The sequence below is a fragment of the Pedobacter sp. MC2016-05 genome, assembly GCF_026239735.1.
In the GTDB taxonomy this organism is placed as follows: Bacteria; Bacteroidota; Bacteroidia; order Sphingobacteriales; family Sphingobacteriaceae; genus Pedobacter.
In genome coordinates, this window is sequence record NZ_JAPIVT010000028.1 from 12548 (window position 1) to 25697 (window position 13150).

At 41.8% G+C, this 13150-nt stretch carries 9 protein-coding genes; 5 read left to right on the plus strand and 4 right to left on the minus strand.

Going from position 1 to position 13150, the window contains the following annotated elements; genetic code table 11:
• Positions 1-10: 10 nt before the first annotated feature.
• The 3 genes from arsB to OQZ33_RS22655 are packed head-to-tail and all read left to right on the plus strand — an operon-like array spanning position 11 to position 2607.
• Positions 11-1096, plus strand: a complete 1086-nt coding sequence (arsB, locus tag OQZ33_RS22645) for an ACR3 family arsenite efflux transporter (RefSeq protein ID WP_265801787.1) — start codon at positions 11-13, stop codon at positions 1094-1096.
• Entirely contained in the window at positions 1096-1866 is a 771-nt protein-coding gene (locus tag OQZ33_RS22650) for a metallophosphoesterase family protein (RefSeq protein WP_265801788.1), read from the plus strand. The genes arsB and OQZ33_RS22650 overlap by 1 nt, the downstream gene beginning before the upstream one ends.
• A 9-nt stretch (positions 1867-1875) precedes the next feature.
• Entirely contained in the window at positions 1876-2607 is a 732-nt protein-coding gene (locus tag OQZ33_RS22655; RefSeq protein ID WP_322975128.1) for a metallophosphoesterase family protein, read from the plus strand.
• Between the two features lie 506 nt (positions 2608-3113).
• Here OQZ33_RS22655 and OQZ33_RS22660 read toward each other — a convergent pair.
• Positions 3114-4652, minus strand: a complete 1539-nt coding sequence (locus OQZ33_RS22660; protein ID WP_265801816.1) for a SulP family inorganic anion transporter — start codon at positions 4650-4652, stop codon at positions 3114-3116.
• 788 nt (positions 4653-5440) lie between these two features.
• On the opposite strand from OQZ33_RS22660, the gene OQZ33_RS22665 reads away from it, so the two are divergent.
• Positions 5441-5689 (plus strand): hypothetical protein, encoded by a 249-nt coding sequence (locus OQZ33_RS22665; RefSeq protein ID WP_265801789.1) that lies wholly within the window; start codon positions 5441-5443, stop codon positions 5687-5689.
• A complete protein-coding gene (locus tag OQZ33_RS22670; RefSeq protein WP_265801790.1) occupies positions 5689-5955 on the plus strand; it encodes a type II toxin-antitoxin system RelE family toxin in 267 nt (88 codons plus the stop codon). The genes OQZ33_RS22665 and OQZ33_RS22670 overlap by 1 nt, the downstream gene beginning before the upstream one ends.
• 922 nt (positions 5956-6877) lie before the next feature.
• Here OQZ33_RS22670 and OQZ33_RS22675 read toward each other — a convergent pair.
• The 3 genes from OQZ33_RS22675 to OQZ33_RS22685 form a co-directional block, all read right to left on the minus strand.
• Positions 6878-7894: a 2-hydroxyacid dehydrogenase gene (locus OQZ33_RS22675; protein ID WP_265801791.1), complete on the minus strand. Its 1017-nt coding sequence runs from the start codon at positions 7892-7894 to the stop codon at positions 6878-6880.
• A gap of 502 nt (positions 7895-8396) precedes the next feature.
• Complete coding sequence (locus OQZ33_RS22680; RefSeq protein ID WP_265801792.1) at positions 8397-11627, minus strand: error-prone DNA polymerase; 3231 nt, start codon at positions 11625-11627, stop codon at positions 8397-8399.
• A 12-nt stretch (positions 11628-11639) separates the two neighbouring features.
• Entirely contained in the window at positions 11640-13148 is a 1509-nt protein-coding gene (locus OQZ33_RS22685) for a Y-family DNA polymerase (protein ID WP_265801793.1), read from the minus strand.
• Positions 13149-13150 lie beyond the last annotated feature (2 nt).

Genomic DNA, 13150 nt, shown 5'->3' on the forward strand with positions numbered 1-13150 from the left:
AAATTATAACATGTCTGCAAACAACTGCGCACCTATAACCGAAAGAAGAAAATTAAGCTTTTTAGACCGATACCTTACACTATGGATTTTCCTAGCAATGGGTATCGGTGTAGCAACCGGTTATTTTTTTCCGTCTTCCTCTGGATTCATCAATTCGTTTTCCAGCGGAACCACAAATATCCCCTTAGCTATCGGACTGATCTTAATGATGTATCCGCCACTGGCCAAGGTGAAATATGAAAAGATGGGAGAAGTGTTTAAAGACACTAAAGTCTTAAGCGTCTCGCTTGTCCTGAATTGGGTAATTGGCCCACTTCTAATGTTTTTTTTAGCAATCACTTTTTTAAGAGATTATCCGGAATATATGGTTGGACTGATCCTTATTGGCCTGGCAAGGTGTATTGCTATGGTGGTGGTTTGGAACGAGCTGGCGGAGGGTAACAGGGAATATGCAGCGGGTTTGATTGCACTGAACAGCATTTTTCAGGTATTGCTCTACAGTGTGTTTGCTTATATCTTTATTACCGTTTTGCCTCCTTTTTTTGGTCTGGAGAGTCTTGAAGTAAACATCACCATTTCTGAGATTGCTAAAAGCGTAGGAATCTACCTGGGGCTTCCCTTTGCAATGGGTATAATCAGTCGGTACGGACTTATAAAGCTGAAAGGTGAAGACTGGTTTCAAAACAAGTTTATCCCTCTGATTTCCCCGATTACACTTATCGCTTTACTATTTACAATTGTAATTATGTTTAGCCTGAAAGGAGAGCTCATTGTACAGATTCCTATGGATGTTGTGAGAATTGCTATACCCCTGGTTATTTATTTCTCGATCATGTTTGTGATCAGCTTTTTTGCTGGCCGTTACTTCGGAGCAGACTATCCAAGAAGTACCTCAATTGCTTTTACGGCCACGGGAAACAATTTTGAACTGGCCATAGCAGTTGCTATTGGTGTTTTTGGAATCAATTCGGGACAGGCATTCGCTGGTGTTATTGGCCCTTTGGTTGAAGTCCCGGCACTGATCGCTCTGGTCAACCTTGCTTTTTACTTCCGCAAAAAATACTATCCTCGGGAAACCTTAAACACCATACAATAATGAGAATTGCACTTTTTTCCGATATCCATGCAAATCTTCCTGCCCTGGAAGCCTTTTTTAAAGACGTTGAAACCAGAAATACGGACGCAATTTACTGCCTTGGAGATTTAGTTGGATATAACATCTGGCCAAACGAGGTAATAGATGAAATCCGCAAACGAGGCATACCAACTATCGCAGGAAATTATGACTGGGGTATTGGCAGGTCTAGTGATGATTGCGGTTGTGCCTATAAAACAGATGAAGAAAAAGCATTAGGTAAGGTTTCTATCTCCTACACCAATGAAGTGGTAAAGGACGAGCAGCGTGCTTATTTAAGAACCCTCCCTGCTCACATTAGACTGGAATACCAGTTGAACCACGATAAGCGCAATATTCTTTTTGTACATGGCAGTCCCCGTAAGGTGAATGAATACCTTTTTGAAGACCGTGATGAAAAAAGCATGCTCCGGATCATGGAACAGGCAGATGCTGATATTATGTGTTTTGGCCATACCCATAAGCCTTATCATAGAATATTAAACTCAGGCGCTGAAGGTGGAGATCATTTCAGGCATGCCATTAATATAGGCTCAGTAGGTAAGCCAAAGGACAGCGATCCAAGGGGTGGTTATGTTATTTTAACTATCAACCCTGATAGTGCAGTAACAGATAAAGAAAGCATTAAAGTTGAATTTATTCGCTTTGAGTACGACATAGAAAAGGCAGCTAAAGCCGTAGAGGATAGTCCCCTTCCGAATGAGTATGCAGTCATGTTACGTAAAGGATAAGGTATAAAAATAGCGCTATTTTCAGATATCCACGCCAATTTACCGGCATTTAAAGCAATGCTAAATGATATGGATGACCAAAAACCCGACGCTGCTTATTGCCTTGGTGATTTGGTGGGATACCACATTTATCCAAACGAAGTTATCCAGGAGATCCGTAGACGTGGAATCGGAACTTTGAAAGGCAATCATGATGAAAAGGTTGAAAAATTAATTACAACCTCGAATAGTCTACAGGAGCCAGGTAAGAATTATGCGTATCATTTAATCAGCCAGGATAACAGAGATTATCTGAAGACACTGCCTGCGCACATTAAATTGGAATACAAGCTACAATCCGAAACACTCAATCTTGTTTTTGCGCACGGCAGTACCAAAAGCATTGATGAATATATTTTAATAGATACGGATGAAAAGTATGTTTTAGATATGATGCTGAAAGCAGGTGCAGACATGCTCTTTGTTGGCCATTCTCATAAGCCTTACCATCGTATTTTAAAGGACAGTGATAATAAGTTCAAGCATGTTGTCAACCTTGGGTCGGTAGGAAAGCCTAAAGACGGAGATCCCAGGGGCTGCTATGTGATAATTACCATTACTCCGGACAGCTCCATATCAGATAAAAACAACATACAGGTAGAATTTAGAAAATTTGATTATGATGTCGAATCCTCAGCAAAAATGATTGAGAATAGCCTGTTGCCAGGTGAATTTGCAGTTGCACTGCGACTAGCCAAATAATACCAAAGCAAATGGAAGTCAATGCCAGAGACTATGAGCCAATAGAAAAGCAACTTGCAAAGTTCATGCGGACACTAGCGCACCCAGCCCGGATGACCATAATGATCCGGCTTGCCAGGCAGGAAGGTTGTATTGAGGGTATAATAAGCGATTTGCCAATTGCAAAGCACTTGAAGCGCTGGAAGTTGCTGGTCTTATAAAGGGGAATACCTCAAATTTTAGATCACGTTATTGCATTAACTGGTACGCCTTTTCGGATTTTTCTTAACAATTCAATTTGATATTTAAAAATTTTCCGGAGACAATACCCGCTGAAGGGTGCAAAACGAAGGTGTCTGTTTAAAAGTGTAATCTTTCATTCATCCGCAAGTTTACATGCGCCGACTATAGCATCGACCAAAAATATCTATTAAAGTCATCCATCTATTCAACGTTTCTCCGTTGCATGATCTTAAAACCACTTGAGCGAGTTATCACTGTAATAACTTCACTCAAACAGTCTAAAGTTAAGATTTATCTATTGCCACACGATATGTCGGATCTTCATATATGTTAACATCAATAACACCTTCAGCGTTTTTAAGTAGTAGCCTACAATCTTCGCTTAAATGTTTTAAATGAAGCTTTTTACCGGCGAGATGGTATCGTTCTGTTAACTTGTTTAATGCTTCAATAGCAGACATATCCGACACTCGGCTGTCTTTAAAATCAACAATTACTTCAGATGGGTCTTTATTGACTTCGAACTTTTCTGTGAACGCGGTAACTGAACCAAAAAACAAAGGCCCGTAAATTTCATAGTGCTTGGCACCATTTTCATCCACGAATTTCCTTGCACGAATCCTTTTTGCACTCTCCCAGGCAAAAACAAGTGCCGATATAATTACACCAATTAAAACTGCAAGGGCGAGGTTATGAAGCCAAACGGTGATAACAGCCACCAGTATGCCAATAAAAATATCCTGTTTTGGCATTTTATTGATGATCCGTAAACTGATCCATTCAAAGGTTCCCACTGCCACCATGATCATCACGCCTGTCAGGGCAGCCATTGGAACTAAGCCGATTATCGGTGCGCCAAACAGAATGATAAGCAAAATGGTGAGTGCCGCCACTATGCCCGACAGCCGGGCTCTCGCCCCTGCTGAAAGATTTACCAAAGTCTGAGCGATCATTGGACATCCTCCCATACCATAGAAAAATCCATTCAAAATATTGGCAATGCCCTGAGCTATTGATTCACGGTTACCATTTCCCCTTGTTGCCGTAATTTCGTCAACCAGGTTAAGTGTTAACAGCCCCTCTGTAAGCCCAACTCCTGCCATGATCGCGGCATAGGGCAATATAATTTGAAAGGTTTCCATTGTTAATGGAATCTGAGGAATATGAAATGGTGGAAACCCTCCGCTGACAGATGCAATATCGCTTACTGTTTTAGTATCGATGCCGAACCCAAGGACGACTAGGAAAACAACAATGATGGCAACCAGTGATGGTGGAACCGCCTTTGTTATCTTTGGAAAGAATAGTACGATAGCAATGGTGAGCGCAACCAACCCGACCATGATTAAAAGTGGGCTACCTGTCAACCAGGCCTCTTTCCCATTGATGATAGTTTTGAACTGTTCAACCTGGGCCATAAATATAATAACCGCCAGTCCATTAACAAAGCCGTACATTACCGGTTGAGGAACAAGTCTGATAAATTTCCCGAGTTTGAAAAGACCCACCAGGATCTGAAAGGCGCCGGCGAGGGCTACAGCGGCGAATACATATTCAATTCCATGCGCCTGCATCAAAGCAATCAGCACAACTACGACTGCTCCTGCACCGCCTGAGATCAGCCCAGGCCGGCCACCCAGAATTGAGGTAACAAGCCCCATAATAAAGGCTGCATAAAGACCAACTAATGGTGGAAAGCCTGCTAAGATTGCAAATGAAAGAGATTCAGGCATCATGGTCATGGCCACAGTGATGCCAGCCAAAATCTCGGTTTTGTAGTTGACTTTTTGAGAAAAATCAAAAAAACGTGTACGTAAGAACATACCAATAAAATTAAAGGTCAAAATTATAAAAAAAAGAGGCATTGCCTTAGCGATGGAATTAGCTAAGGAAGAAAAGAGTCACTGAAAGAACTCAGGGCTTTGTCACAGGGTTATATGAAACTTGTTTAACTTTTCTCATTTCGATTGATGCAAAAGTAAAAAAAAAATTAAACTATCTATATATGCCGTCTGTAAAAGCAATAAGTCATCCTAATTGAATTCTATCATATAACGGTGGCTTTGTGGTCGACGTAAAAAAATATGGATTAATTGTCTCAAAAAACGAAGAATAGTAAAAAAATATACTTTTAACCTGAGGAGTTCGATTAATAAATGAGGTAAAAAATTAGTCAATCAAAAGAAAAAACCTTATATTTAAGTGTCTTAAAAACAAATACTTAGATATAATTCTTTATGATTGACTACTCTAGAATTAGTGATATTTTTTGTCTTGTAGATGAGTTTTGCAAAGATTTCGATATAACTACTCGCTCTTTTCTTCTGGGCAAGCCCTCAAAACGACCTGCGGTAATGTCTAAGAACGAAATAATTTCTGTTTGCCTACTCTTTCATTTGAGTAGTTTGAGATGCTTTAAGCATTTCTATTTATTCTATAAATGATACGTCTCAAAAAAGGACATTTTATAGATATGCCAAAATACTTGATGCTCATATTAACTAGGAAATACAAAAAATGCAGAACAGTAAAAAATCATAAAAAATGAAACAAAATAATACTTTGTGTATATAATGTATATTTTATATATTTACTTAATGAAATTGCCGAAATGAAAAAGAATATAGATATTGACGAAAGCCTACTAACTAAATTAAAAATATTGTCTGTTTTTGAAGAGGTAAGTGTTAAAGCTGTTATGGAAAAGGCTGTTTCTTTTTACGTCGAATATAAAGAAAAAGAACGCTTGAAGACATTGTCTGAAGAAGATAAAGAGGACTTGGGTTTACTATTACTTATGCAACAAGCAGATAGAAATAATGTAGTAAGTCGTGAGGAATTAATGAAGGCTTTGGACTAATGGAAATTATTGTTTTACCAAGTTTTCTAAATGATATTAAGAAACTCAACGATAGAAAATTAAAAGATAAAATCAAAGAATTTATTTTAGAGATTGAAAATGCTGAAAGCTTAGAAGAGCTTGCAAATATTAAAAAAATGAAAGGTTTCTCTACAGCTTATCGTTGGCGAGTTGGGGATTATCGATTGGGATTTTATAAAGATGAAAACACAATTGAGTTAGCCCGTTTTGTAACAAGAAATGACATATACAAGATATTTCCTTGATCACAATTAAATGATATAAAATCTCAATAAGGATCAATTGGTCAACAGGCTGGACCGATTAAAAGATAAGAGATTTTGATCTTTGTAGCCCGATCTGGAGTCCCTGGGGTATGTAAAACAAACTGTGTCAATCTAAAATAATGCTCCTCAAAAAATCTGGTTCAAATCTAATATCATTCTATCAGGAAACCAAATGGCAAGCTTCTAAGCAATTGTAGCCCAATTGCTCAGAGGCATTAAATAGATGAATAAGGCTTCTTTTTCCAATATTAGGCTCGGTAATCAGACATAAAGTAGAGAGAAAACAACTTTATAATTTTTTATTATCTGTATTCAACGGTTAGCATTACATCGAAATCCGTTTATCCTTTTCGCAAACCTAGTTCGGATAGTAGTTCTTTTACATTTATAAGTCTAAAGCTACGTATCCATCCATCCGTTTGCAACTTAAAGATAACACAGCTAGTACAGTGTTTTTCAGGCTGAAAAGTGTTTTGAAATCATTTCTGGTAATTTTATTTTTATCAACGAGACTCAAAAAACGAATTGTTTTTGAGTCTTTTTGTAAATAAGTTACGTCTTTTAACAATGCTATCGATAAAATAAGATTTAGCCATTCTATTCAATCCCACGACATAATGTGCCTCATAATTTTGCAAACTGGTTACCTGTGCTTCAACCCGGTTTACATTCGGGTCGAGATTTCATAATATAATATTTCATTCCCATTAATTGGAAAACATTAGCTTAATTATATGAAATATCGCAAGGGAAAATTCCTGCCCCAGAACACCCATGAAAACTCGAATAGTAAATTATTGAGGATTTCATTTTTATATAATCATCATCTGTAGTAAATGATGATGACCTAACCTGTAGTCTAATTAACATTGTAATTCATTAGGCGATTGCAGCTGAGAAGTCATGGTTTAATTTCATTAATCATATTTTTTCCAGCGACAAATGCATCTGCATTCAAAAAAGTTGTCTCTGCGATTTGCTGCATTGCCTCACGAGTAAAAAAGCCCTGATGTGAGGTAATAAGTACGTTTGGAAATGATATCAATCTGGCAATCAGATCATCCTGAATTACCTCCCCCGAAAGGTCTTGGAAGAAAAGCGCAGCTTCCTGTTCATAGACATCCAGGCCAAGATAACCTAACTGACCAGACTTCAATGAATTGATTACTGCTGCTGTATCTACCAGGGCTCCCCTACTCGTATTGATTAACATTGCCCCTTTTGTGAAATATTTTAACGTGTTTTCATTAATCATATGGAATGACTCATCTGTTAGTGGGCAGTGCAACGATACCATTTCAGCATCGCTCAATGCTTCACGTAAATCCATATATTCCAGACCGTCTGCCACAAGCTCAGCATCTGGATAGGGATCATAGGCAGAAATCCTGCAGCCAAATCCTTTGAGAATTTTATATAACGCTTTCCCGATATTACCCGTTCCGATAAGGGCAACCTTAGCGCCGTGCATATTGAACCCCATTAAAGATTCCAGGGAGAAGTTTCCTTCCCTGACTCTGTTATATGCCTTGTGGGTTTTACGGTTAAGGGTCAGCATCATTGCCAGGGTGTGCTCCGCTACAGCCTCCGGTGAATAGGCCGGAACCCGGAGGATTTTTATACCCACCTCCTCCGCAAAGTCAAGGTCCACGTTGTTAAATCCGGCACAACGGAGAAGTATCACCTTAATCCCGTATTCAGCAAGCGATGAGAGAACTTCGGCATCAGCCCTGTCATTAACGAAAAGACAAACAGCTTGAAAGCCTTGCGCCATTGGCGCACTGTCAAGATTCAATGTCTGTTCAAAAAAGACAAGCTGATGCGAGGTGTTGTATTTTTCTAAAAATTCCTGATCATAATTGCAGGTGCTAAAAACAGCGATTTTCATAATGCCTATAGTTTTCGGTAAGGTAGTCATAATAAGCGTGATGCTTTTGTTTATTAAATAATCCGCTTCGCAAAATGTGCATCCAAGGCACTAAAAATTACCCTGTTAATTTTCATCTTCATTTACCATAATTTAAAATGAATCAAAGAACTTTTAAAGTCGAGTACCAGCCCACCATTCTATTCCAATCTGCTGTCGTTATGGTAATATGTAAATGATTCTACGAGCAGAAATCAAGAATTGAATCCTGAGTTTAAAAATTTATTGACGCCTTGACACCTACCAAATTTAAAAAGATTTCCTTTTAAATTATTGTCTCAAAAAACGAAGGCTATATACCATTTTACTATTTATTTCAATTATAAATACACTTTGGCAATTCCAGAAAACAAACGTATAATGAAACGAAGATTGAAATTACACATAAATAACTGATCAACAATGTACCTAGATCCAATTTTTTGGAAGCAAGTTTCCAATCTTATTATTCAGATATAAAAGCTTGCTTAATTTCTGCTTATGATGAAATCTCTTATTTGAAATTCCTTCCACCATGGAAAGCTTTTTTAGGCGCTTCATTCCTTACCTGGGCCCGCTTATTCTGCGAGGGATAGGGCGCAGTCTTTTCATCGCCTCTCGCCAAAGTCAATACCGGCAATTCATCCACTTCACGCTGTACCAACTTGCCCAGCATTTTTGTAAAATCGAAACACTTACTAACGATTACATGCACCACATTCCCCTCCCGCTGCAAACGCCCTTCTACCATTAGAAGTCTCGAATGCAGAATTTCCTTGCGGTAGGTTTCGAACAATTTTTCAAAAACCACCAGATTCGAATATCCCGTTTCATCCTCAATGGTGATAAAACAAACACCACCTGCAGTTCCGGGGCGCTGGCGCACCAGGACCAGTCCAGCAACTTTCACCAGTTGCCCATCTGTAGAATCGTTGTTGATATGATTGCAACTGCGGATATTTAGCATATCCAGTTGCGGCCGCACAAAACTCACCGGATGTGCCTTTAGCGAAAGGCCGACTGTTGCGTAATCCTGAACGACATGTTCTCCTTTTCCCATAAGGGGTAACTCTACCTGCATTTCAAGTATGCTTTCAGAAGCCTGTCCCTTGAACAGTTCGACGGGCATATCCTTTAAGGCCGAAATTTCCCAAAGTGCCTTACGCCGATCCATTCCCATGGAACGAAAAGCATCAGCATCGGCCAGTCTTTCAAGCGCTGCAATAGATATTCCCGCATCGCGAAGCGCAGTGATGCTTTTATATTTATCACCGCGTGCGTTAATCAAAATCTCTATCTCATCAACCCGAATACCACTGATTTGACGGAATCCCAGACGCAGGGTATGATATTTTCCCGATTTTTCTTCGAGTTTATTATCCCACAACGAATGGTTTACATCCACTTCACGTACTTCAACGGTATGCTTTTGGGCATCAATGACAATTTGCGCGGGCTGGTAAAAACCCATAGGCATACTGTTCAAAAGCGCTGTAGCAAAAACATCGGGATAGTAGTGTTTTAGCCAGCAGGATACATAGACCAGTAGCGCAAAACTTGCCGCATGGGATTCCGGAAAACCATAACTTCCAAATCCTTCCAGTTGCCTGAATATCCGCTTTGCAAATTCCAGTGTATACCCTTTGGCCATCATTCCATCGATAAGCTTCTGCTCATATTGATTCACTAATCCCTTGAACTTAAATGTTGCCATGCTACGGCGTAATCCATCTGCCTCAGCGGGCGTGAACCCAGCTGCAACAATTGCTATTTTCATCGCCTGCTCCTGGAAGAGCGGTACGCCTAAAGTTCTCCCCAAAATCTCTTCTAGTTCGGGTGAAGGATAATCTACAGGTTCTTCTCCATTTCGCCTGCGCAGATAGGGATGCACCATATCTCCCTGTATTGGTCCTGGGCGGACGATTGCCACCTCGATTACCAGATCATAAAACTCCCTTGGCTTTAGCCTTGGCAGCATCGACATCTGTGCCCGACTTTCAATCTGGAATACGCCCAAAGTATCAGCCAGACAGATCATATCATAAACATCAGGATCATCCTGGGGAATATTGGCCAAAGTAAACTGTTTTCCGTAATGATCCCGGCAAAGATCAAAAGCCTTGCGTATACAGGTGAGCATCCCAAGCGCCAGCACATCCACCTTTAAAAATCCCAGCGCATCGATATCATCCTTGTTCCACTCGATATTTGTGCGATCCTCCATCCGGGCATTTAAAATTGGGCACAGATCTGCAAGCTTTCCTTGAGTAACTACAAATCCCCCGGTATGCTGACCCAGCTGCCGGGGAAAGCCTATCATCTGCGAGGTAAGCTCTAACGTTTTTTTAAGATGCGGGTCGTTTGGATTTAACCCCTGTTCGGTAACCCTTTTACCCTCGAACCATTCATCGGTAAACTCCCAAATGGAACTCGATAAACGGTTAATTGTATCCACTGAAAGCCCCATTGCTTTTCCCACATCACGGATTGCACCTTTCTGGTGCTGCTGGGTAACCGTTGCGACGATTGCCGCCCGGTCACGGCCGTATTTGTTATAGATATACTGGATGATTTCTTCCCGGCGCTCATGCTCAAAATCCACATCTATATCCGGGGGCTCGTTCCTGGCCGGAGAAATAAAGCGTTCAAAAAGCAGGTCAAATTTCATCGGGTTAACTGAAGTAATTCCCAGCACAAAACAGATGGCCGAATTCGCCGCAGAACCTCGCCCTTGGCAAAGGATTCCCCGTGACCTGGCCTCACGCACGATATCTTCAACAAAAAGGAAATAATTCGCATAATCCATCTGCTTCACAAATTCCATCTCATGGTGGATCATCTTGATCACTTTCTCTGGGATCTTTTCACCGTAAAACTCTTGCGCTCCTTTCCAAGTGAGGTATTCCAGTTCTTCCAGTGGCGAGCGGCCACTTTTATTGATCTCTTCGGGATAAACATATTTGAGCTCATCCAGAGAAAAATTACAAGCCTCGGCTATCACCATCGTATTTTTGATAGCGCTTGGATATTTTCTGAACAAACGCTCCATCTCTGCCACCTCTTTCATATAGCGCTCGGCATTCTGGTGCAAGCGAAACCCAGCTTCCTGGATGGTGCATTTTTCCCTAACGCAGGTAAGCACATCCTGCAATTCCCTGCGCAAAGGCGAATGGTAATGGATATCACCTGTTGCCACCACCGGGATTCCATAAACCTTGGAAAGCTGGGAAGTGCGGAAAATCAGCTTATCATCATTTCCCATATAGGACCTGGTTGCCGCAAGGTACAACTGACCGCCTAATGCTTCGCGGTATTCCGCCAGTGCAGCTACAAAACCGGGGTCATACTCAAACCTGCGATTGAGCTCACCGGGCATCACCAGGTTAAAAATGATCCCCTTGCTATGTGCGTAAACATCTGCCCTGGAAATATGGCATGAACCTTTTTCCGCTCGCATATTGCCAAGAGTCAGCAGCGCGGATAATCTGCAGTATGCTTCCTTGTCAGTAGGATATGCAAGCAGACTAGGCCCATCCAATAAATCCAGCCTGCATGCGGGGATCAACTTTACGTTTTTTTCCCTGCATGCTGCATGTGCACGAACGATTCCCGCAAGCGTATTTCTATCGGTAATAGCTATTTTCTGATACCCAAAAATCTCAGCCTGTTCAACCAGCTCATGGGCGTGCGATGCTCCCCGCAAGAAGCTGAAATTTGAAGTAACCTGTAATTCACTGTATCCCATAACCCCTCTCCTCTATGCAAAAAATCCATGTATAAACCATTTGTACTTTTGTTCGCCGCCATAATGTCCTGAGCGAAACAGCCAATAGCGGCCGCCCAGCTCATCCTCTACCTGGTAATAATCCCTATGCTCACCCTGATCCAGCCACCATTCGCGCTCAATGCGCTCAGGTCCATCGGCCTTTGCCACCACATGCCGCACGCCTTTATAAATAAAAAACTTTGGCGGGTGATCGGGAATGATAGCCATTACCTCAATTGGCACTGGTGTCTTGAGCAGTTCAGTAGGCCTGGGCTTATCGATCCGCCAACTGGCCTGCGGTTTTTCTGTTACCGAAACCGCCCTTAGCACCGATCTCTCCGGCCAATATTTGGTTGCCGGAAGGTAGCGGTGGATTACCTGAAATCCTACTTTCCCTGCAACACGGTCCAACAATCGGATTACGCTTTTATCATCAAGCCCGGGGGTAGATGTCCACATTTCCTCCTGAGGCACTTCCACATCATCCACCTTTGGGGCATCCAGAACAAAAAGCTCAATGCCCAGGGCAGGGCGGATCTGATCCACTTTAAGCTGAAAAAGCTTGAACAAATGACTTGCGTTATGGGTAGCCCCACTGGTACCGATAGTCACCTGTACCATTTTTCCATCGATCCGGTAGCCCGTGAGCACGCCCGTCCGCAATCCTTTTCCCTCCGACTGCATCCGCTTACATAAACTTTCGAGCAGTTTATTAATAGCGATTTCAATTCCAACCTTGGTTTTTATAGGCTCCAAACAGGCCAGCCTTTCGCTAAATGCAACGGGAACCTGCAAGGGAACCAGCACCTCGTTCTCTGTTCCGATCGCCTGTGCCAAGCGTAACAGAAAATCCTCGCCAAAACGCCTGCGCAAGACCGACCTGGGCATCCCGATAAAGCTCTTAATCTGGTAAAACCCCAGTTTTCTAAGCTTTGCAAGCGTCTGCTCGTCCAGCCTAAGCGCGTCAGGTGGAAGATTTAGCAATGCCTCCACCTGTTCACCAGCAGGAATTAATGGAGTAATCTTGCCGTAATGCGAAACCGCCCAGGCAGCTCCCGGAGTATCGGCAATGCCCAACCTTACGGTATATCCCTTACTTTTTAGTCTAGAAAATATCTCTTTTAAATATCCTCGCTCTCCGCCCCAGAGATGCGTGCATCCAGAAACGTCGAGCAACAGAGCATCCATTCCAAACTCATCGATGGCAACTATCGGTGAATAGCGAATGCACCACTCGCCAAGGCCGCGCAACAGATTTCTTGGACGGCCAGGCTTATCATCCAGTACCTCAAGTCCCGGGCATATTGCCTTAGCATCAGCGGCACGCATTCCGACCTCTATTCCAAAACCAAATGCCAATGGACTAACGGCTGTGATCATCATTCGGCCATGATCAGGCGCAGCGAAAACAAAGGGCAGATCAGAAAGCTCAGGCCTGCGAATAATCTGCCAGTCAGCCAGTAGCTGGCTAAACCATATGGAAACAAAACGCCTTTGCATGA

Excerpts from the sequence above, each read along its gene's own strand:
- arsB (WP_265801787.1), top strand. The coding sequence starts at position 11 with ATGTCTGCAAACAACTGCGCACCTATAACCGAAAGAAGAAAATTAAGC.
- OQZ33_RS22650 (WP_265801788.1), top strand. The coding sequence starts at position 1,096 with ATGAGAATTGCACTTTTTTCCGATATCCATGCAAATCTTCCTGCCCTG.
- OQZ33_RS22660 (WP_265801816.1), bottom strand. The coding sequence starts at position 4,652 with ATGTTCTTACGTACACGTTTTTTTGATTTTTCTCAAAAAGTCAACTAC.
- OQZ33_RS22665 (WP_265801789.1), top strand. The coding sequence starts at position 5,441 with ATGAAAAAGAATATAGATATTGACGAAAGCCTACTAACTAAATTAAAA.
- OQZ33_RS22670 (WP_265801790.1), top strand. The coding sequence starts at position 5,689 with ATGGAAATTATTGTTTTACCAAGTTTTCTAAATGATATTAAGAAACTC.
- OQZ33_RS22675 (WP_265801791.1), bottom strand. The coding sequence starts at position 7,894 with ATGACTACCTTACCGAAAACTATAGGCATTATGAAAATCGCTGTTTTT.
- OQZ33_RS22680 (WP_265801792.1), bottom strand. The coding sequence starts at position 11,627 with ATGGGATACAGTGAATTACAGGTTACTTCAAATTTCAGCTTCTTGCGG.
- OQZ33_RS22685 (WP_265801793.1), bottom strand. The coding sequence starts at position 13,148 with ATGCAAAGGCGTTTTGTTTCCATATGGTTTAGCCAGCTACTGGCTGAC.